The 21721-nt window shown below is 72.2% G+C and carries 9 protein-coding genes, 1 tRNA gene and 1 pseudogene; 3 read left to right on the forward strand and 8 right to left on the reverse strand.

Features of this window, described 5'->3' with window-relative positions:
- Nucleotides 1-38: 38 nt before the first annotated feature.
- Complete coding sequence (locus ACF062_RS13015; protein WP_392137825.1) at nt 39-1187, reverse strand: hypothetical protein; 1149 nt, start codon at nt 1185-1187, stop codon at nt 39-41.
- A 558-nt stretch (nt 1188-1745) separates the two neighbouring features.
- The gene (locus ACF062_RS13020) at nt 1746-2108 is read right to left on the reverse strand and encodes a hypothetical protein (protein ID WP_392137826.1); all 363 of its coding nucleotides are present in this window, start codon (nt 2106-2108) and stop codon (nt 1746-1748) included.
- A gap of 281 nt (nt 2109-2389) precedes the next feature.
- On the opposite strand from ACF062_RS13020, the gene ACF062_RS13025 reads away from it, so the two are divergent.
- Together ACF062_RS13025 and ACF062_RS13030 are read left to right on the forward strand one after the other, a co-directional pair.
- Nucleotides 2390-2459: transfer RNA gene (locus tag ACF062_RS13025), tRNA-Arg, on the forward strand.
- Between the two features lie 332 nt (nt 2460-2791).
- Nucleotides 2792-5386 (forward strand): DUF262 domain-containing protein, encoded by a 2595-nt coding sequence (locus tag ACF062_RS13030; protein WP_392137827.1) that lies wholly within the window; start codon nt 2792-2794, stop codon nt 5384-5386.
- A 20-nt stretch (nt 5387-5406) separates the two neighbouring features.
- Here the strand turns inward: ACF062_RS13030 and ACF062_RS13035 are convergent, their stop codons facing one another.
- Together ACF062_RS13035 and ACF062_RS13040 are read right to left on the reverse strand one after the other, a co-directional pair.
- On the reverse strand, nt 5407-5910 hold the full coding sequence (locus ACF062_RS13035) for a hypothetical protein (RefSeq protein WP_392138918.1): 504 nt from the start codon (nt 5908-5910) through the stop codon (nt 5407-5409).
- Nucleotides 5911-6017: 107 nt separating this feature from the next.
- Nucleotides 6018-6437 (reverse strand): annotated as a pseudogene (locus tag ACF062_RS13040) (SRPBCC family protein); the annotation flags it as partial.
- 187 nt (nt 6438-6624) lie between these two features.
- Here ACF062_RS13040 and ACF062_RS13045 point away from each other — a divergent pair.
- Nucleotides 6625-7389, forward strand: a complete 765-nt coding sequence (locus ACF062_RS13045; RefSeq protein WP_392137828.1) for a thioesterase II family protein — start codon at nt 6625-6627, stop codon at nt 7387-7389.
- 28 nt (nt 7390-7417) lie between these two features.
- Here ACF062_RS13045 and ACF062_RS13050 read toward each other — a convergent pair whose 3' ends face one another.
- From ACF062_RS13050 to ACF062_RS13065, 4 genes are read right to left on the reverse strand one after another with little or no spacing between them, the layout of a single operon-like run.
- On the reverse strand, nt 7418-9607 hold the full coding sequence (locus ACF062_RS13050; RefSeq protein ID WP_392137829.1) for a beta-ketoacyl synthase N-terminal-like domain-containing protein: 2190 nt from the start codon (nt 9605-9607) through the stop codon (nt 7418-7420).
- Complete coding sequence (locus ACF062_RS13055) at nt 9604-12969, reverse strand: amino acid adenylation domain-containing protein (RefSeq protein WP_392137830.1); 3366 nt, start codon at nt 12967-12969, stop codon at nt 9604-9606. The genes ACF062_RS13050 and ACF062_RS13055 overlap by 4 nt, the downstream gene beginning before the upstream one ends.
- 5 nt (nt 12970-12974) lie before the next feature.
- Nucleotides 12975-17030: an amino acid adenylation domain-containing protein gene (locus ACF062_RS13060; RefSeq protein WP_392137831.1), complete on the reverse strand. Its 4056-nt coding sequence runs from the start codon at nt 17028-17030 to the stop codon at nt 12975-12977.
- Nucleotides 17027-21718: an amino acid adenylation domain-containing protein gene (locus tag ACF062_RS13065; protein WP_392137832.1), complete on the reverse strand. Its 4692-nt coding sequence runs from the start codon at nt 21716-21718 to the stop codon at nt 17027-17029. Before ACF062_RS13065 ends, ACF062_RS13060 begins: the two co-directional genes overlap by 4 nt.
- Nucleotides 21719-21721: the final 3 nt, after the last annotated feature.

The raw sequence follows: 21721 nt of genomic DNA on the forward strand, positions 1-21721 counted from the left end.
GGTGCACCCTTTCTCCCAAAGCACTTCTCAGAGGTGCGTTAGATATAGTCGACCACTGATGTCGAGGTAGACAGAAGGGCTCCAAGCGAAAATGCCAACGAACTTGGAGCCGAGATGAACAGGCGGCCTTCAGGAGCAGATCCATGGGTGCTCGCCTGAGCGGACAGATAGAAATCCCAATATTGAACGATGTCTTTCAATAGTTCATTGTATGCGGATCGATCATCTGGGAAGGTCGGTGCCATGCACTGATAGACGAGTGCGCTGCTGCAGATGTCGTGAGCCCCTACTGCATATCTGCCGTTCTGACCTTGGGTGCCTTGTGCTGCTTCTTGAGCTTCCGTAATCATGTTCGGGTTATTGGTGATATTGAGAATCAATGCATGCCTATTTGGACTCTGCCCGCCGGCTGGATGCAGTGAAACTGTGTCGCGACGCATGATTGACGCAAGTTGATAGCTTGCCTGTGTAGTCTGCGGTCCGCTTGGGGTTCCCTCTAAGACTAGCGGCGGAAGCGTCAAGTTCGGCCCCGAACTTGACACCTGATGGACTGAGATTTCCTGAAACTCGAACACTCGCAACTGGGCGCCCTGCGCCTTGAAAATTCGCTGCCCTAGCCGAAATGCGTTGGCTAGGCCGCAGGCAAGATAGAAGGAGATGTGGCTTGAATTCTTCGCCTCCTCTTCCTTCAATCTCGCTTCAATCGCCCGTTGGGTGAGGCTTGCTCGCGCATCAGAAGTGAGACCTGGATGCAACTCGTCCACATTCACATAGAAAAAGCTAATGTGGCGACTTTTAGCCGCTGAAGAATGCTCGATTAGCCTGGTATCGGACCACCCCGATGTGGGCGTGGGTTGCAGAAAAACAGCCACGCCGACTCCAGTGCGACCATGAAGGTTCAGCCAACTTGTTGCCAGGATTAGAAATCCGACGATCAATATTACCGTAAGTGTCGCCGTCTTCCCTGGGATCAACTTCAGCAACTCAGGGAACGTTCCGGCCACCATGGCTGACCCCAGAGCGGCAAATAGGGCAGATACAATTGCCCGATCTTCGTTGATCCTTCGGTATCCCCTGCGGATCCGACCAGCCACCAGCACCCTCCGCGACGCTCCCGCATCTTGCTTGAGGCTCAAGGTACCGGCCAGCGGCGCGTGTTGCTTTGACCAAGCCCAGCCCAGAAGCATGCTGCTCGAGCTTGTGTGCAGCACAGGGCGGACGCCAGCGCGTCGGAACGGACATGGATCGAGCCCACCGGGCGCCGCTTCTACATCGAGGCTGGACATCAACGACGTCGTACGGCAGCAGCCACGAGCAGCCTGCAGCGGACCCACCTCATGCTCAGAAGGCTTGTTGATCCTCCGAGAGCAGTGCTTGGTGGACCGTGGACTGTCCGTGGACTCGTCCGGCCTGATCTGCCATACACAGGACCGTGACCTGCTGCGCTGGCTGCGTGGCAAGCGGCCTCCGGAGCCGTGTGCGCAGGTTCGAATCCTGCCGGGGGCACCTTGGATTAGGTGCCTGTAGACCCCGCCACCAGCAGCTTCGCTGGGGACGGGGTCTTCGCGTATGTGCAGGCGAATGCCGCCGGAAGCAGCCGTTTGCCAGTGATCACGTAATGACGGCTTAATGATCTTGATGGCCTTTGTGCAGGTCAGGTTCCCTGTAAAGCGCCATTGCTTCGACTCGGAGGCTTCAGGCTCACTCTCGGGAGCTGAAGCGCATCCCGAGGTTCAGAGACGTCGTCAGTCGAGTTCCGCCTCTGCCTGCGCCGCGCTGGTCAGCCTCTGGGCGATGTCTTGCAGGAAGAACGCGGCAGCGGCTGGGCGGTGCTCAAACGGGCCCTCCAAGCGCGCCGCGTTGATGTACACGCCGACGGGGGAGGACGGCTTGTAGAGCACTACCTCTTCCACTTCTCGCGAAGGCAAAGGCGATGGCAGGTGCGCGATCTCCTGCTTCGCAAGCCAACGGCTGATCTCGGCGGCCCGACTGGTGCTGAGGCGCCCCCACTCCGGGTCGTAACGCTCCCGAAGCCATCCCATGGTCACCGCGGTGACGCCATGGTCTGCCTCAAGCTCACTCAGAATGGCGGCACGCCGATCTTGCATCTTCCCCCCTGCTTCTTTCACTGGAGACATTTTGGCACTCCAGCGCCACAGCATTGCTTTGGGGCGGCAGGACGTGCTGAAGGGGCCCCAGATGCCTCCGGAGCCCCTTCAGCGACGCTTGCAAGGCGTCAAGCTACGACATCCCCTCACCGAGTCCCTGCACGTCCGGTCGTTCATCTCCTGCTCCTGGCCACCCCACCTCGGGACAGGGCGTCCACGTAATGGGGACGTGATGGCCTTGGCCACGAAACCGACCCGGCAGCGCTGCGCCGCAGATCAAAGGCCCTGTCGACGATCGCCCTCGCCCGGCCTCCGGAGCCGTGTGCGCAGGTTCGAATCCTGCCGGGGGCACCTTGGATTAAGGTGCCCAAAGACCCCGCCATCAGCGGCTTCGCTGAGGACGGGGTCTTCGCGTGTGCGGTCCTGGGCGTTCTCGTCGAAGATCACGCCCGCCCCTGTGAGGCAGGCGGGCCGAGTGTCGGCACCCGGTCCTGCGGCAGCCCGCAGTCAGGGCAGCGGGACTGCCCGACCGGAGGTCGGCAGCACGCGGCCGAGACACAGCAGACGGGGGTCCTCGCCGACAGCGTCATGAGTGGTGGAGCCGCGGACTACGATTCCCGTGGGGAGACGTCACAGGTCGCGAGGCCGACGAGTAAGACGTTCACATCGGAGGGGGCCGCTCCTTGCGCGCGCAAGAGATCACCTTTTTAAAGCTCGTTCAAGGGGAGAAGCAGTTTCAGGTTCCTCTCTACCAGCGGACTTACAGCTGGACACGGAAGCAGTTGGAACGGCTGTGGGATGACCTGATCGACCTGACCGAGCAGCAGCTCGAAGGAGGCAGTCCCGCTTCCCACTTCCTCGGCTCGGTCGTGCTTGCCCCAGGGCAGTTGCAGGCCGGAGGGGTACAGCGTTGGCTCGTCGTGGACGGGCAACAGCGGCTCACCACCCTCATGTTGGCCTTTGCCGCCTTGCGCGACCACATCAGGGATTCGGCAGCCGAGGGCTCCGCCCGGATTGCCGACCGCATCCATCGCCAGTACCTCGTCAATGAGTTCCTGGAGGGGGACGAGCACTTCCGGCTGCTTCCTACGCAAGCCGACCGTGCCTCCTTCGGGGCCTGCATCTCCAACAGCCCCCGTTCGGGCGGCGCCGACAACATCGGGGCCTCCTACCGCTTCTTCCGGGGCGTGCTGGCGAGCGGGCAGGACCAGTACGGCGAGGGGTGGACGGCCTCGGTGGAGATTGTCCTGCGGGACCTGCTCTCCATCGTGGAGATCACCGCCGAGCGCGGCGACAACGTCTACCGGATCTTCGAGTCGATCAACAACACCGGCGTCGGTCTGAGCCAGAGTGATCTGCTCCGGAACTACGTGTTCATGCTGCTCCCCGGCCGGGGCGAGCGCGTGTACGCACAGTTGTGGCTGCCCATGCAGCAGCAGCTCGGGCCGAAGAACCTGGAGCTCCTCGTCTGGCTCGACCTCGTTGTCCGCGGTGAGAGCAAGACGAAGCAGACCGACATCTACCGTGTCCAGCAGCAACGGCTGGAGCCGCTGGCGGGGAACGAAGAGGCGCTGGAGAAAGAGGTCGGCGAGCTCGCTCGGCGCGCAGAGCTGCTGCGGCGGATCCTCGACCCCGGCCTGGAGCCGCATGACGAACTGCGCCGACAGCTGCGCCACCTCGCCGACTGGGGCGGCCGCATTCACTATCCGATCGCACTCCACCTGCTCGACCTCGTGGACTCGGGGCGTGCCGAGGCCGGCGAGGTCGCGGAGGCCCTTTCGTACGTGGAGGGCTTCCTCGTCCGCCGCATGCTGTGTCAGGCCAGCACCCAGAGTCTGAACCGGCTCTTCATGTCGATGCCCGGCGACATGGAGTCCGACCGGTCGCCCGCCGAGGCGGTCCAGCGTTACCTCCTGGGCCGGCGCCGCGGCTGGCCCACCGACGCCGAGGTCGCCGAGGGGATCCGCAGCAAGCCGTTCTACTGGAACGGGCAGGCTCAGCAGCGCGCATACGTTCTGCGGCGGTTGGAGGAGAGCTACGGCTCGACGGAGCCCGTCGACTTCGACAAGGCCAAGCTCACGGTGGAACACGTGCTCCCGCAGCGGCCGGCTCAGGCCTGGCTCGACATCCTCGCCGAGGACGCGGACGACGGCCAGACGCCTCAGGACCTGCACGATCTGCTCGTGCACACCTTGGGGAACCTGACGCTGTCGGCCGAGAACTCCAAGCTGTCCAACCACCCCTTCGAGCGAAAGCAGCAGATCCTGGAGGCGAGTTCGCTCCGCATGAACCAGGAGATCGCTGCCACGCCCCGGTGGGGCCGCAAGGAGATCCTGAGACGTGCCGGCAACCTGGCGACGCGGGCCATCTCCCTGTGGCCCGGCCCCCAAGGGGAGCAGCGCGTGGACAGCGAGGAGTGGTCGGGGTGGGCCGATCTGCGTGCCGCGCTGATCGCCATGCCGGCCGGTACGTGGACCACCTACGGGGACATCGCCGAGTTGATCGGCAGCCATCCCGTGCCGGTCGGCAACTTTCTCGCCACGAAATCCGGGGTGCACGGGGCGTACCGGGTCCTGACCGCCGCGGGCCGGGTCTCCGGGTCGTTCCGCTGGTCGAAGGACGAACATGGCGGCAACCCTCTCTCACTCCTGCACGCGGAGGGGGTGCCGTTCGACGCCAGTGGCAAAGCGCGCGGTTCCCACCGCCTGACCGCGGAAGATCTCGCTTCGCTGTTGGGCAAGGAGGTGCCCGAGACCGAGACATCGAGTGGCTCCTCGAATGCGGCGGCCACGAACATGACGATCGACGCGCGCGGCACGCGCTTCACCGAACTGCTCCGGGCGAACCGACCTGACGCCGCGGAAGCCATCCTGGCCTTCCTCAGGGCGTGGGAAGGGCTCGCCCCCGGATGCCATCTCGACTACGGGAAGGCGACCGAGACCAGTTGCTTCCTGATGCTGCGCAAGAAGTCCTCGTCCCGTGCCGCTGCCATCTGGCCGTTCACGCTCTATCCCGTGTTCGGCACGGTTGAAGTCGTATTCCAGTACATGCGCTCCAGGCCGCCTTTCGACGACAGCGGGCTGCGCCAGGACTTCATGTCCCGGCTGAATGCCATCCCGGGCATCGAACTGGCGGAGGCGAAGCTCGAACTGCGGCCGTCGTTCCCTCTTGAGGTGCTGGCGAACCGGCCCGAGGTACTTCTCGACGTCATGTCTTGGTTTGTCCAGCAAGTCACCGCGCACGAGCCGTCCGAAGAGCAGGAGAAGTTCTCCCTCTGACGCCACCAGTGGCCAAGCGGCTAGATGACGCCCAGACCGCGGCGTGCGAGGCGCTTCAGGGCTCGGGTGAAGTCGTCCACCGCGTCGCCCAGTTCTCTGTACAGGGCGCGGACCGAGATGTGGGCGTCCGGGGCCAGGGTTCGCGCGCCGCGGGCCTGGTGGGAGCGGATGTGGTCGTCCACCTGGCTGGCGCTGCGCCGTACCGTTTCCGGTCTGTCGTACAGCGCCAGGGGATTCGGCGTCATGGAGCACCAGGTCGGGGGGTGGCGCGGCAGGCTCGGTGCGATTCTTGTCCAGGGGTCGGAGGGGGTCAGGCCGCCCAGTAACGGAACCAGGCGGTGCCTTGCCTCCACGAACGGTGAGGTGAAGGAGTGGAGTTCAGTCTGGAGGGGCACCAGCTGGTCGATGGTGGCCGCCTTGACGCCGCCGAGCGTCGTGTAGCGCGCCCCCACCGCGGTTGCCACCGCCCCGATGACCATGCCGCCCAGGCCGATCCACGCCACCGGTATCTCGGACTGGGCCACCAGCTCCCCCTCAGGCCGCTCCGACGCGCAGTCACGCTCATGATCTCAGGGCTGCCGGGTCCAGGGAACAGGGCCGTTCGTTCGTGGTCCTGACGCCGGCAGGGCGTCGCGGCCTGTCGTTCCGCCATGCGCTGGAATTCGCCCAAGTCGTAGTTGGCCAAGGTCGAGTCCAGGTTGGTGAGGGCTCCCAGGTGTTCCACGAAGCCCTGGGGGTCGTACTCGATCTGGAGGGTGACTCGGCTCTCCGTGTCGCTGAGGCGGTGGAAGGTGACGACGCCCGCGTGGTGGACGCCCTCCGTGGTGCGCCAGGCGATCCGTTCGCCCGGGATGACCTCCGTGAGTTCGGCCACGAAGCTCTTGTCCGCGCCGGGCAGCGAGACCTGCCAGGCGAAGGTGCTTCCGTCGATGCGCTTCACGTGCTTCGCGTGGCTCAGGAATACCGGCCAGCGCTCCACGTCTTCCCAAAGTGCCCAGCTCACAGCCACGGGTGCCTTGATGTCGACGGCTTCTAGCAGTGAGGATGCCATCGGGTTTCCGCTCCTTCGGTTGTGGTGTGGATGGTGTGTGCGGTTCGCGGTGGGGTGCCCTGTTCTCGTTCCGGTACCCCGGGGCCTCCCGGAAAACCTCGTCCTCCGCCGCGTTCGTCCGGCATGCTGGCCCGCGGCGGTGGACCGGTCGGCGGTTCGCCGCGGTACAGGAAAGGAGGGCGCGCTCGTGGGCGACTGGATACGTTGCTGCCATCCCGCACCCGACGCCGGGGCCCGTCTGATCGTCTTCCCGCACGCCGGGGGTTCCGTCAGCGCCTATCACGCGCTGTCGGCCGCCGTTTCGGGAGGCGTGGAGCCGCTGATCGTGCAGTACCCGGGGCGTCAGGACCGGTTCGGTGAGCCGTTCGCCGCGGGGGCGGACGAGATCGTCGACGCCGTGCTCGGCGAACTGGCCTCGGAGGCGGACACCGCGCCCCTCGCCCTGTTCGGGCACAGCATGGGCGCCCTCCTGGCGTTCGAGGCCGCGCGGCGACTGGAGAGCGAGGGGCGGCCTCCGGTGGCCCTGTTCCTCTCCGGCAGGGCGGCTCCCTCGCTGCCCGGGCGGACCGCCGCCAAGCGCGCCGTACGTGACATGAACGACACGGAACTCATCGAGGAGATGCGGAAGTTGGCGGGCACGGCCGACGAACTCCTCGCCTCCCCCGAGCTGCTGTCCATCTTCCTGCCGCCGATGCGTGCCGACTACCAGATCGTCGACGACTACGTCTATCGCGAAGGGCCCCCGTTGAGTTGTCCCGTCACCGTCCTGACCGGTGACGACGATCCCCGCGTCACTCCCGACGAGGCCCGCGCCTGGGAGAGCGAGACGCGGGGCGGCTTCTCCTGCCATGTGCTGGCCGGTGGGCACTTCTTCCTGGACGCCCATCTGCCCTACGTCGCCGGTGTCGTCGCCTCCTCGCTGTCCGATCGGGAGACGATGACGGCTCCGTAGCCGTCAGCCGCGGGGCCCGGCCCCGCGGCTACTCCGCCTCGAACTCCGCCAGAAGCGCGCCCAGGGAGTCCTCCGCCCCGGCCCCTTCGTCGGCTTCGTCGGCTTCCTCCGCTTCCTTCGACTCGACGACGCGTGCTGCCAGTTCCTGGAGGGTCAGTTCCTCCAGGAACAGCGTGATCGGTACGTCGATGCCGAAGTCGTCGCGGAGCCTGCCGACCAGGTGGACGGCCGTCAGTGAGTCGCCGCCCGCCGAGAAGTACGTCGTCTCCGGGGCCGGCGGGGTCTTGTCGTCCAGGCCCAGCGCCTCGGCCAGCAGGGCGGAGACGGCTCGGGTGAGGTCGTTCCGGGCGGAAGCCGCCGGCCCGGTGTCCTCGGGCGTGTCGGCGCGGGCCGTCGTGCCCGGCCGCGGCAGCGTGAGGGCGCCGAAGCTCCGGGGTTCGAACGGGTACGTCGGCAGGCTCACCCGGCGCGCGCCGGGCGCCGGTTCCGGCCACGGGACCGAGCCGCCCTTCAGCCACAGCTCGCCCAGTTCGCGCAGTTCGCGGAGCCCGTCCGCTTCGGGGTCCTCCTCCCGGTTGTCCGCTGGGCGGCCCTCCGCGAGCGCCGTCAGCCGGTCGGCCGCCTGCTCCGGGTGCGCGGCCAGGACGTACACCCGTACGTCCAAAGGGGTGCGGGCGGTGCGGAGGGTGTGCGCGGTGTCGGTGAGGGAGGGGGCGTCGGGGGCGCGCAGAGCCGTCGCGAGCCGGGCCGCCAGGGTGGTGAGCGCCTCCTCCGTGCGGGCCGACAGGGGGAGGAGCTCCGCCGTCGCGGGGCGCGGTGCCTGCGGGGCGGTGGGTGTGGGGCGGTCCGGGGCCTGCTCCAGGACGACGTGGACGTTCGTACCGCCGATGCCGAGGGAGCTCACTCCCGCGCGGCGCGGGCCTTCGGCGGGGCGTGGCCAGGGGGCCGTGCGGTCCACGACGCGGAACGGCGTGGTGTCCAGGGCGAGTTCGGGGTGGGGCGTGGTGAGGTTGACGGTGGGGGCCAGTGTGGCGTGTTCCAGCATGAGGACCGCCTTGATGAACGAGGCGACGCCCGCGGCCGCGTCCAGGTGGCCGATGTTCGACTTCACGGAGCCGATGCCGATGGGGATGTCCGGCGCGCCGCCCGTCGTGAACGCCGCGGTGGCCGCCGCCAGTTCGATGCGGTCGCCCAGCTCCGTGGCCGTGCCGTGCGTCTCCACGTACTGCGCCGCCGAGGGTGCGAGGCCCGCCGCCGACCAGGCCTCGACGATCGCCGCCGTCTGCTGTTCGACGCCGGGGGCGGTGAAGCCGACCTTCGTGGCGCCGTCGTTGGTCAGGGCGCTGCCGCGCAGGACCGCGCGGACCGGGTCGCCGTCGGCGAGCGCGTCCGACAGGCGGCGCAGCACGACGACGCCGACGCCGCTGCCCGGCACGGTGCCGCCCGCCCGTTCGTCGAAGGGGCGGCAGCGGCCGTCGGGCGAGAAGATGCCGCCCGCGTGGTGGACGTACCCCTGCCTGCGTACGGTGTCGACGCTGACGCCGCCCGCGAGCGCCGTGTCGCACTCGCCGAGGAGCAGCGCCTGCGCGGCGAGGTGTACGGCGGTCAGCGAGGTCGAGCAAGCCGACTGCACGGTCAGGCTCGGGCCTTCGAGGCCGAGGCGGTAGGAGATCCAGGGGGCGAGGAACTCCCGGTCGGTGAGGATGCGGACCTGCATCGCGCCGAGGGACGCGGCGAGGGCGCGGTCGGTCTGGGCGGCCAGCATGTGCTCGGTGAGGCTGCCGCCGACGTACACGCCGGTACGGGCGGTGACGGCGAGCGGGTCCTGGCCCGCGTCCTCCAGGGCGGCCCAGGCGGTCTCCAGGAGGAGGCGGTGCTGGGGGTCGAGGGCGGCCGCCTCGGTGCGGTTGAAGCCGAAGAGGTCGGCGTCGAAGCGGTCGGCGCCGGCGAGGTAGCCCTTGGCGGGGACGTACTCGGGGCGGCGCGGTTCTTCGGGGTCGGCGCCGTCGGCCAGCAGCTCGGCTTCCGTGAAGTCGGTGAGGGAGCAGACGCCGTCGCGGAGGTTCGCCCAGTACGTGTGCAGGTCGGGGGCGCCGGGGAAGCGGCCGCTCATCCCTACGACCGCGATCGCGATCGCCGAGTCGGCGTCGGCGTCGGCGTCGAAGCCCAGGTCGGGGTCGAGGGCGAGCTCGTCGTCCTTGCGTGCTGGCTCGGTCATCGTGACGTGCCCTTTCTGGAGCGACTGGAGCGGAGCCGCTGTGCGGCGGCGTTCTGACGGGCACGGCGCTCGCCGCCCCGGCGCTCGGCCGCCGTGGCGGTGGCGTCTGCCGTGGCCCTGTCGGAGGCCCGGTCGAGGTGGGCCGCGATCGAGGCGACGGTCGGGTGGCGGAAGAGGTCGACCAGGGTGAGGTCCGGGGCGGCCCCGTGCCCCTCGGCGGCCGGGGCGCGCAGGGCGTCCAGGACGCTCAGCAGCCGCACCGAATTGCCGCCCAGTTCGAAGAAGTTGTCGTCCACGCCCACCTGGTCCAGGGTCAGCGCGCGGGCCCATACGCCCGCCACGCGCCGCTCGGTGGCGGTGCGCGCGGCGACGTACGTACGCCGTGACGCGCGCCGCTGAGCACCCGGTGCGGGCAGGCGGGCCCTGTCGATCTTGCCGGAGCGGTTGAAGGGCAGCTCGTCGAGGTGGACGTAGACCTCGGGGAGCATGTAGCCGGGGAGGCGTTCGGCGAGGTGGGCGCGGAGGTCCTCGTCGGAGGCGGTGGCGCCGGGCCGGTGGACGACGTACGCGACGAGGCGCTGTTCGGCGCCGTCGCCGTGGACGGCCGCGGCCGCGACCGCGACGTCCGGGGAGCCCGCGAGCAGGGCCTCGATCTCGCCGAGTTCGATGCGGATGCCCCGCAGTTTCACCTGGGAGTCCGAGCGGCCGAGGTAGTGGAGGCGGCCCCGCGCGTCGACGCGGGCCAGGTCGCCCGTGCGGTACATGCGGGCGCCCGGCGGGCCGTACGGGTCGGCGACGAAGCGTTCGGCGGTCAGGGCGGGGCGGCCGATGTAGCCGCGGGCCAGGGGGGCGCCCGCGATGTAGACCTCGCCCGTCACGCCGGTGGGCACCGTGCGCAGGCGGGCGTCCAGGACGTAGACGCGGGCGCCCGGCACGGGGGTGCCGATCACCACGGGTTCGCCGGGTTCGAGGTCGGCGGTGGTGGCGTAGACGGTGGCCTCGCTCGGTCCGTACGCGTTGACGATGCGGCGGCCCGGCGCGCTGAGCCGCTCGACGAGTTCGGCGGGGCAGGGCTCGCCGCCGACGACGAGCGTACGGAGGTGGGGCAGCCGTCCGTCGGCGGCGGGGCCGCCTGGGGTGTCCGGCAGCAGCATCACGGCGGACGGCGGAAGGACCACGTACGTGATGCGGGAGTCCCGCAGGCGGGCGTGGAGGGCGTCGCCGAGGCGTTCGTCGTCGCGGGCGATGTGCAGTTCGGCGCCCGCGACCCAGGGGAAGAACAGGTCGGACACGGCGACGTCGAAGCCGAAGGACACGAACTGGAGGACGCGGTCCTCGGCGGTGACGGGGAACGCGTGGCGCACGGCTCCGGTGAGGTTGGCGAGCGCGCGGTGCTCCACGGCGACGCCCTTCGGGACGCCGGTGGAGCCTGAGGTGAACAGGACGTAGGCGAGGTCTTGGGGGGTGGGGGTGGCTGTCGGGGAGGAGGCCGGGGCCAATGCCGGTGACGGGGCGGGCCCCATGTCCTCGGGGGCGTCCGCGCGTAGGCGCGGGATGCCCAGCTTCTCCCCTTGGGACTCCGTCTCCGCCGCCGTGATCAGCAGTCCCGTGCCGGACGTCTCGGTCATGTGTGCGAGGCGGGCGTGTGGGTGGGCCTGGTCCAGCGGGACGTACGCGCCGCCCGCGCGCAGGACGGCCAGCGCCGCGATGCCCATCTCGGGTGAGCGGGGCAGCAGCAGGCCGACCCGGAAGCCTGGGCGTACGCCCGCCGCGCGCAGCCGGTCCGCCAACGCGTCCGCCCTGGCGAGGAGTTCGCGGTAGGTGAGCCGTACGTCGCCGCAGACCAGGGCGGTGGCGTCGGGCCGGGCGGCGGCGACGTCGGCGATCAGGTCGGGCACCAGTCGGTCGGTGGGCGCGGCCTCGGCGGTGCGGTCGGCGGCCGTGACGGCGCGGCGGCGCTCGTCCGCCGGGACCGCGTCGAGGGTGCGGAGCGGGGCATCGGGGTGGGTGAGGGCGGCGTCGAGGAGCGTCCGGAAGGTGCGTACCCAGGCGCGGACGGTGGCGGCCTCGAAGAGGTCGCTGCGGTAGATGAACTGGGCGGCGAGTGGGGCCAGTTGCCCTGCGGTCCCTCCCCAGCGTTCGACATGCAGGTGGAAGTCGAACTTCGCCGCGTCCAGGGGCAGTTCGAGGCGCTCGACCCGGGCTCCCGCCAGCGCGAGGGACAGTTCCGTGTCGTCGTCGTAGGCGAAGACCAGTTGCACCACCGGGTCGTGGCTCGTGTCGCGGGCCGGGGCGAGGGTGTCCACGACGGTCTCGAACGGCGCGTCCTGGTACGGCTGTCCGGCAAGCAGCTCCGCGCGGATCCGGCCGATCAGCTCGCCGTACGAGGGGTCGCCTGACAGGTCGACGCGGAGCGCCAGGGTGTTGGTCAGCATGCCGGCCATCTCCTGGAGCTCGGGGCGGTCGCGCCCGGAGACGGGGAAGCCGATGACCAGGTCGTCGCGGCCCGTCAGGCGACCGAGGAACGCGGCGTACGCGGCGAACAGCGCCATGAACGGTGTGGCGCTCCGGGCCCGCGCCGCCTCGGCCAGGCGTGCCCGGAGCCCCGCGTCGAGCAGGAACCGTTCGCTGCCGCCCGCCGCCGAACGCACCGCCGGGCGCGGCCGGTCCAGGGGTAGCGAGACGACCTCACAGGCGCCGCGCAGCCGCCCGGCCCAGTGGGCGACGGCATCGGCGTAGGCGCCTTCGGCCTGGCGTTCGCGCTGCCAGGCGGCGAAGTCCGGGTACTGAAGCGGGAGTTCGGGCAGGGGGACCGCCGCACCTGCCGCCGCCTCTGTCGCGGTTTCGTACGCCGTCGACAGGTCCCGCAGGATGACGCCGAGGGACCAGCCGTCGCAGATCAAGTGGTGGGCGACGAGCAGTACGCGGTGGCTGCCGTCGTCGACGGCGTACACCGTGCAGCGCAGCAGCGGTCCTGTCGCCGGGTCGAAGGGGCGGGCCGCGTCGGTACGCATCCGTGCGTCCGCCTCGGACACCGGCACGTCCTTCTCGACCGTGAGGTGCGCGCGGCCCGTGGCGGAGACGATCTGCGCCGGTGTGCCGTCGGCGGCGGTGCGGAAGACGGTGCGCAGGGCTTCGTGGCGGGCCACGACGGCGTCCAGGGCGCGGGTGAGGGCGCCGAGGTCGAAGGGGCCGTGCACGGCGAAGGCGGCGGGGACGTTGTACTGGGCGGTGCCGGGGTTCATCCGGTCCAGGACGAGCAGGCGGCTCTGGGCGTCGGAGAGGGGGAACTCGTACTCCTCGCCGGTGGGGGCCGTCGGTACGGGCTCGGGGGTGGTGTCGGCCGGGTGCGGTGCGTCCACTGGGTTCACTCTCCCTGGAGGGGGGCTTGGGGGCGGCCGGTGAGGGTGGATTCGAGGGTGGCGGCGATGTGTGCGGCCGGGGCCGCGTGGAGCACCTCGGCGTGGGCGCAGGCCAGTTCGTGGACGTCGACCGCCGTGGCGGCGCGGCGCCAGGCCGCGGCCTTCTCCTCCGTGGGGATGGCCTCGGGGTCGCGGGTGGCGGCGAAGAGGGTCACGGTGCCGTCGTAGGGGGACGGGACCCAACTCCTGCCGATGGCCACGTGGTTGGCGATCGCTTCGGCGAGCGCGGCGAGGCGGTGGTCGCCCATACCCGCCAGCGCGGCTCCGTCCTCGCGGAGGATGCGCCGGGCCTCCGCCTCGACGACGGCCGGTGCGAGCGGGGTGCGGACGGCCTCCGGCGGCTTCGGCATGGCGTCCACCACGGCGAGCAGCGCGACCTCCTCGCCGGACGCGCGCAGCCGCACCGCCATCTCGTGGGCCACGGGGCCACCGAAGGACGTGCCGAGGAGGAGGTAGGGGCCGTGGGGTCGCACGGTACGGATGCGGTTCAGGTACTGGCCCGCCAACTCGGCCACGGAACGCGGTAGTTGTGCGGGGGCGCCCTCCCCGGCTGCCGAGAGGGCCGGGGTCTGGAGGGCGTAGACCGGGCGGTCCGGGGCGAGGTGGGGCAGCAGCGCCGTGTACGCCCAGCTCACGCCGAGCCCCGGGTGCACGCAGAAGAGGGGGGCGCGGTCGCCGTCCGGGCGCAGGGCGAGCAGCGGGGCCAGGCTCTCCGCGCCGCCGGGTGCCAGGTGCCCGCGTACGGAATCGCCGGGCCCGGCCGTGTCCAGGCGGGCGATGAGCCGCGCGGGCGTCGGTGCCGCGAAGAGGGCGGCCACGGGGACCCGTACGCCCCAGGCCTCTTCGATCCGCCCGGCCAGGCGCAGCGCGCTCAGCGAGTGGCCGCCGGACGCGAAGAAGTCGGTGTCGGGCCCGGCCTCCGTACCGCCGAGCACCTCGCCGAAGAGGGCGCACAGCTCCTTCTCCCGGGCGGTGCGCGGCGCACGCGTCGCCGTGGCGGGGCCGGCCGGGGGCTCGGGCAGCGCGGCGCGGTCGGCCTTGCCGTGCGGGGTGAGCGGCACGGCGTCGACGCGGGCCCAGGCGGTGGGGAGCAGGTGCGGGGGCAGGAGGCGGGCGGCGGCTTCCCGCACGTGCGCGAGCGGGTCGGGGTCGAGGCCGGATCCAGGGTCGGGGTCACCGCCCGCCGGGGCTGGGGCAGGGCCCGAAGCCACACGGCCGCACTCCCCCGGCTCCGAAGCCGACTGACCGTCCTCCGCCAGGCCCGAGGCCGGGTCCAGGACCGCCCGGCCCCGCTCCTCCCCCAGCACCACCCACGCCACCAACCGCTTGCCGCCCCCCGGGGCGGGCCTCGCGGCGACCACCGCGCGGGTTACTCCGGGGCAGGACGTCAGTGCCGCCTCCACCTCCGCCGGTTCGACGCGGAAGCCGCGGATCTTGAACTGGTCGTCCGCGCGGCCCGCGAAGACGAGGATGCCCTCGGGGGTTCTGCGGGCCAGGTCGCCCGTGCGGTACATGCGGGTGCCGGGCGCTCCGTGCGGGTCGGGCACGAAGCGTTCGGCGGTGGCGGCGGTGCGTCCGAGGTAGCCGTGGGCGAGTCCGGCTCCCGCGAGGTACACCTCCCCCGCGCAGCCGTCCGGCACCGGGCGCAGCCGGGCGTCGAGGAGGTGGACGCGGGTGCCGTCCAGCGGGCGGCCGATGGGCGGCGGGCCGCTCGGACCGGGCCCGGTGACGCGGTGGGCGGTCGCGAACACCGTGGCCTCGGTGGGGCCGTAGCCGTTCACGACGACCGTGCCGGGGCAGTGGCGCCTGACGCGGCGCACCGCTTCGGCGTCCACGACGTCACCGCCGGTCCACACCTCGCGCAGCCCGCGCAGCGACCCGGGCGCCAGCTCCGCGACCGTGCGGAACAGCTCCGCCGTGAGCCACAGCGCCGTCACGCGCCGCTCGGGCAGGACCCGCGCCAGCAGGGCGGGGGTCACCGGCCCGGCGGGGCAGAGCACGACCGTGCCGCCGTTCAGGAGCGGCACCCATATCTCGTAGGTGGCGGCGTCGAACGTGTGCGGGCTGTGCAGCAGCACCCGGTGGTGCGCTCCCGAGCCGTCCTCGCCCCCGAAGCACGTGTCCGCGGCCAGGTCCGCGATGGCCCGCTGCGGCACCACGACCGCCTTGGGCTCACCGCTCGACCCGGACGTGTACATCACACACGCCGGGGCCTCGGGATGCGGCGCGACGGCTGGGGGTGCAGCGGACTCCGGCGAGCGGCCGCGTACGGCCATGGGGCGCACCCCGGCGGGCAGCGGCACGGACGGCTCCCCCTCCGTCAGGACCAGCCCCGCCGACGCCCCGTCCAGCAGACGCGCGAGCCGCTCCGCCGGCTGGGCCGGGTCCAGCGGCAGCCAGCACGCCCCCGCCTTGAGCACCGCCAGCTGCGCCACGACCAGCGACGGCGAACGGCTCAGCAGCAAGGCGACCGTGGAGCCCGGTGTCACGCCCGCGGCGGTGAGGCGGCCCGCCAGGCGGTCCGATTCCGCGGCGAGCGCGGCGTACGTGAGGACGTCGTCGCCGCTCTCGACGGCGGGCGCGTCCGGCGTACGGGCCGCCTGCGCGGCGAACCGCCCGGTCACGGTGGCGGGGCCGGGCAGTGGCGCCGCCGGGGCGCCCGCGGACCGCGCGAGCAGCCGCCGGCGCTCCTCCTCGGGGAGTACGTCGATCCGGTCCACCGGCGTCGCGAGGTCCCCCGCCAGCTGTTCGAAGGCCCGTACGACGCGTGCCGCGACCGCCGCCGCGTCGAGGCCGTGCCGGCAGCCCACCGACAGGAACAGCCGCTCCCCCGCGACGACGGCGAGCGTCACGGGGTAGTGCGTGGCATCGCGTACGTCCGTGACGCGCACGGTGTCGGGGCCGTCGTCCCTGGGCTCACGCGATCCGCGCGGGAAGTTCTCGAAGGCCAGGACCGAGTCGAAGAGTTCCCCGGACGCAGCCGCCTCCGTTGTCCGCCGCACGTCCGCGAGCCGCACGTGGTGGTAGGGCGCCAGGCGCGACTGTTCGTCCTGGATCCGGGTCAGCAGCTCCCCGACCGTCTCGCCGTCGCGCAGCCGCACCCGTACCGGCAGCGTGTTGATGAACAGGCCCACCATCTCCCCCGCCCCGGGCAGGTCGTGCGGGCGGCCCGCGACGACGCCGCCGAAGACCAGGTCCCGGCCGCCGGTCAGCCGGGCGAGCACCAGGGCCCAGGCGGCCTGCGTGACGGTGTTGAGGGTGACGCCCGCCTCGGCGGCGCGCAGGGAGAGGGCGGCGGTCAGCTCGGCGGTGAGGTGCAGCCGTGCGGTGTCCTGTACTCCTTCCTCGCCACCGGCCTCCGGCGGCTCCGGTGACTGCGGCGGCACGAGCGGTGCCGGCCGTTCCAGGTCCGCGAGCGCCTCGCGCCAGGCCGCCTCCGCGAGGTCCTGGTCCTGGCGGCTCAGCCACAGCGCGTACTGCCGGTAGGGAACGGCGGGCGGCAGGGGCCTGCCGGTGACCAGTGCCGCGAGGTCCCGCTCCAGGACCGGGACGGACCAGCCGTCGAGCAGGATGTGGTGGAAGGAGAGGACGAGTTCGCCTCCGGTGTCGTGCCGCACGAACAGGGCGCGGACGGCCGGCGGGCGTGCCAGGTCGAAGCGGCGCGTACGGTCCTCGGCCAGCAACTCCTCCGTCGCGGCCGCCGCTTCGGCCGCCGCGCGCCCGGTCAGGTCGGCCTCCTTCCAGGGCAGCGCGACCTTGTGCGGGATCACCTGCACGGGGCGGTCGAGGCGTTCGTGCCGGAAGCAGGCGCGCAGGTTGGGGTGCCGGTCCAGGAGCGCGGCGAGCGCGCCCCGTACCGTCTCGGCGGTGAGCCCGGGGCCGATGCGGAAGCGGGCTTGGACCAGGTACGGGTCGGGGCCCTCGCCGTCACGTACGGCGTGGAAGAGCAGCCCTTCCTGGACCGGGGTGAGCGGCAGGACGTCGGCGATGCGCCCGCTCATCGGCCATCCTCCGATTCCGCCCCCGGCGCGGGGAGACCGCCCGCCGGTTCCGCCCCCGGCTCGGGCAGGTCGTCCAAGCCGCCCTCCAGCATGGCCAGTTGGTCAGCCGACAGGTCCACCAGGGGGAAGTCCGACGGCGTGGCGCCGACCGGACCGCCCTCCTCCGCCTCCCGGACGAGTACGGCGACGGCCTCGCGCCACAGCCGGGCCAGCTCCCGCACCTCACCCTCCGCGATGACCCCTTCGGCGTACGAGAACGTCGCTTCGAGGCGCAGCCCGTCCGGGCCCTCCATGGCGAGGGCGTCGATCTCGACCGCGTGGCCGAGTGGTACGGCGCCGGGGCCCGCGTCGAGCAGTTCGCCGCCGCCCGCGTCCCGGGCGTTGAGCCGGCCGAGATAGTTGAACCGCACGTCCGGGACGGGGAGTTCACCGAGGAGCCGGGCGGTGTCCGGGTTGAGGTGGCGCAGGAGCCCCCAGCCGATGCCGCCGTCGGGCACGGACCGCAGCTGCTCCTTCACCGCCTTGAGCGCCTCGACAGCCGCGCCCTTGCCCGTTCCGTCGGCGCCGGGTGCGGCCGTGTCGAGGAGGACCGGGTACTGCGTCGTGAACCAGCCGACCGTCCGCGACACGTCCGCCGGTGCCGACAGCGCTTCCCGGCCGTGCCCTTCGAGGTGCACGAGCAGACCGGTGCCGGTGCCCCGGTGGCGTACGGCCGCCGAGGCGAGCGCGGTGAGCAGCACCGCGTCGGGTCCGCAGTTGAACGCGGCGGGCAGCGTGGTGAGCGCGGCCGCGGTGAGGGCCGCGGGCAGCTCGACGGTGACGGCCGCCCGGCGGGATCCGGCGCCCCGGCCCGCGGCGAACCGCGCGTCGTCCGCCGCCGCCAGCCGGTCCTGCCACCACGCCGCCTCCGCCACGCGTTCGGGGCGCACGGCCTCCTCGGCGAGCAGCCCGGCCCACCGGTGGAAGGAGGTCGCCGGGGCGGCTGCCGCGTCGGAGGGGACGCCGCTGAGCGCGGCCGCCACCTGCGGCCCGATGACCCGCCACGAGACGCCGTCGACGGCCAGGTGGTGCAGGGTCAGGAGCAGCAGGCCCCGCCGCCCTGGACCGGCGTCGAGCCAGACGGCGCGCAGCATCTCGCCGTCCTCCGGGGCGAGGCGGATCACGGCCGCCAGCTTCCCCGCTCTGGCGCGTGCTTCGGCCTCGTCGGCCACTTCTACGCGTTCGATGCCGACGCCCGGCGGCACCTCATCGGCCACCTCCATCTCGGCCTCCGGTGCCAGCAGCCGCATCCGGAGCGCGCCGTGGCGCCGCGTGAGCCCGCGCACCGCGGCCTCGATCCGCTCCCGGTCCGTGCCGGGCGGCACGGGAAACGCCATCGACTGCGTGAACGCCCAAGGGTCTCCGCCTAGTTCACGCCACCACCGCATGACGGGTGTGAGCGGGAAGCGGCCGACGCCGGTGTCCGACGCGTCCGGGGCCCCGCCGTCCGACGACGACCGCGCGTGGACGGCGAGCTGTGCGGGCGTACGCAGGGTGAACACGTCGCGCGGTGCGAGGACGAGGCCGGCCGCCGAGGCCTGGCCCGCGAGCTGGATGGCCATGATGCTGTCGCCGCCGAGCCGGAAGAAGTCGTCGTCGGCGCCCACCTCGCCGACACCGAGTATCCGCGCGAAGAGGCCGCACAGCTCCTTCTCGCGGGCGGAGGCGGGGGCCCGTGTCGCCGCGGCGGCCCGGGGTGCGGGCAGGGCGGCCCGGTCGAGCTTCCCGCTGCGGGTCAGGGGCAGTCCGGGCAGCTCCACGACGTCCGAGGGCACCATGTGCGCGGGCAGCAGCGTGGCGGCGTACGCGAGGAGGGCGGTCGGGTCGACGGTGTGGCCGGGGGCGGGTACGGCGTAGCCGGTCAGCTGGGGGCGGCCGTCGGCGTCCTCGCGTACGGCCGCGGTGGCTCGCGCCACCGAGGGGTGCCGGGTGAGGGCGTCGGCGATCTCGCCGGGTTCGATGCGCAGGCCGCGCAGCTTGATCTGGTCGTCGGTGCGGCCCAGGTAGTGGAGGGTGCCGTCGTCGTCGCGGTACGCCAGGTCGCCCGTGCGGTACATGCGGGAACCGGGCGGTCCGTACGGGTCGGCGACGAAGCGTTCGGCGGTGGCGCCCGGCCGGTTCAGGTAGCCGCGGGCCAGGCCCGCCGAGGAGAGGTACAGCTCGCCCGCGACCCCGGTGGGCACGGGCCGCAGCCGTGCGTCGAGGACGTGGGCGGCGGTACCCGGGACCGGGGTGCCGAGGGGCGGGGCGGTGCCGTCGCCGGTCAGGGGGCCGGACAGGGTGGCGGCGACGGTGGCCTCGGTGGGGCCGTACGCGTTGTGGAAGCGGCGCCCGGCGACGGCCCAGCGGGCCACGAGGCCGGGCGGGCAGGCCTCGGCGCCGACGGCGAGCGCGCGCAGCGCCGGGTAGGGGGCGTCGGGCACGGTCGCGAGGACGGACGGCGGCACCATGGCGCAGGAGATCCGCCGCTCGGCGAGGACCGCGCCCAGTCCGTCTCCAGCGAGGGGGCCCGGCGGCGGCACGACCAGGGTGGCGCCGGGCCCGAAGGCCATGCACATCTCGGCGACGGAGATGTCGAACGCCGGTGATCCGAGCTGGAGGACCCGCGCGTCGGCGTCCAGGGCGAAACGGTCCACGAGGCCGCGGGTGAGTGCGGCGACCCCGGCGTGGGTGACGACGACGCCCTTGGGGGTGCCGGTGGAGCCGGAGGTGTGGATGACGTAGGCGGCGTGCGCCGGGCCCAGGGGCGCGGGGGTCAGGGGCGCGCCCGCATACGCGTCGTCGTACGCGTCGTCGTCCAGGACGAGGCGGGGCACGTCCGTCGGCGGCAGGACACCGGCGGTGGCCGTGCGCGCGTCGGTGACGAGGAGCGCGGGCGCCGCGTCGTCGAGGACGCGGCGGACGCGCTCGGCCGGGTAGTCGGGATCGACCGGCAGATACGCGGCCCCGGCCCGCTGCACGGCCAGCGCGGCCACCGGGAGGTCCGCGCCGCGCCCGAGTGCGAGGGCGACGGTCCGCTCGGGCCCCGCGCCGTGGCGGACCAGGACGCCCGCCAATCGCTCGACCCGGTCCGCCAGTTGGGCGTACGACAGGCGCAGCCCGTCGGCTTCGAGGGCGGGGGCGTCGGGGGTGCGGGCGGCGTGCCGGGCCACCATGTCCGGCAGCGACTCGGGCTCCGGGGCGGCCGGTCCGCGCGCCAGGGCGAGCAGGCGGCGGCGCTCGGCATCCGGCAGTACGTCGAGATCCCGCAAGGGCGCGGCCGGGTCGGCGGTGACGCGCGTGAGCAGGGTCAGATAACTGTCCGCCCAGCGGGTCACCGCGTCCGGGGCGAACAGGTCGGTGCGGATCTCGAAGCTGCCGTCCATGCCGTCGCCGTTGTCCCGCACGACGCCCACCAGGTCGTGTTCGCCGCCGGTGTGGATGCGCTCGGGCTCGGCGAACTCCCGTACGGCGGCAACGCTCGGCTGCTCCGTCAGGTGCATGAACACCCACTGGAAGAGGGGGGAGCGGCCCGCGCTGCGTTCAGGCGCGGCGGCCGAGACGATGCGGCCCACCGGCAGGTCCGCGCCCGCCATGAGGGCGGGGAAGTCGGCGCCGAAGCGGGCGAGGACGTCGGCGAAGGAGTCGTCCTCGGCGATGCGCCAGCGGGTCGGCACGGCGTTCATCACATAGCCGATGACGTGTTCCAGGCCCTTGGCCGAGCGGTTGGCGACCGGGGTGCCGAGCACCAGGTCGTCGGCGCCGGTGACGCGGTGCGCGAGGACCGCGAAGGCCGTCATGAGGACGACGTACACGGAGGCGCCGCGCTCGCGGGCCAGCGCGCGGACGGCGCGGGTGGTGTCCGCGTCGACGCGGAAGCGGATCTGGACGATGCCGTCCTCACCGCCTGCCCGGGGGTTGCCGTGGCCGGGCACGGTGAGCGGGCCCGGTGGGTCGGCGAGGTAGCGGCGCCAGAAGCCGAGGCGGTCGTCGAAGACTCCGGCGGCCTCCAGTTCGCCCTGCCAGGACGCGAAGTCGGCGTACTGGATCGCGGGGCGGGTGAGCTTCGGCTCGGTGCCCTCGCGCACGGCGCGGTACGCCTCGGCGAACTCGCTCTGCAACACGTCGAAGGACCACCAGTCGGTGATGATGTGGTGCAGGCTCAGCATCAGCGTCGTACGGGTGTCGTCGACGCGGACGAAGCGGCCTCGGATGAGCCGGTCGGCGGTGAGGTCGAAGGGGCGGCGGCGGAAGGCGCGGAAGGCCTGTTCGATGGTGGTGCCCGTGCCGCGCAGGTCCTCGCGCTCCAGGACGAAGGGGCCCTCGTCGGGGAAGTCGACGCGCGGGTCGTCCGCCGTGCCGGAGATCCGGGTGCGCAGGATGTCGTGGTGGCTCTGGACGAGGGTGAGCGCGGCCTCCAGGCGGGCGGGGTCGACGGGGCCCTCGGCGGCGTCGAAGTGGTAGGCGCAGCAGAGGTTGAGGGCCGGGGTGCCGGGATACAGCGACTCGTACACCCACAGGTCCCGCTGGGCGGGGCTGAGCGGAACGGGTCCGCCGGCGTCGCGGGGCGGGACGACGTGGGGGATCTCCCGGGTGCGGCCGGCTTCGACGAGACGGCGCATCAGGCGCACGCGCTGCTCGCCGCGGAGGGCGCTGAAGCGGTCGGCCATGGA

Source organism: Streptomyces sp. NPDC015345 (assembly GCF_043078805.1).
Classification (GTDB): Bacteria; Actinomycetota; Actinomycetes; order Streptomycetales; family Streptomycetaceae; genus Streptomyces.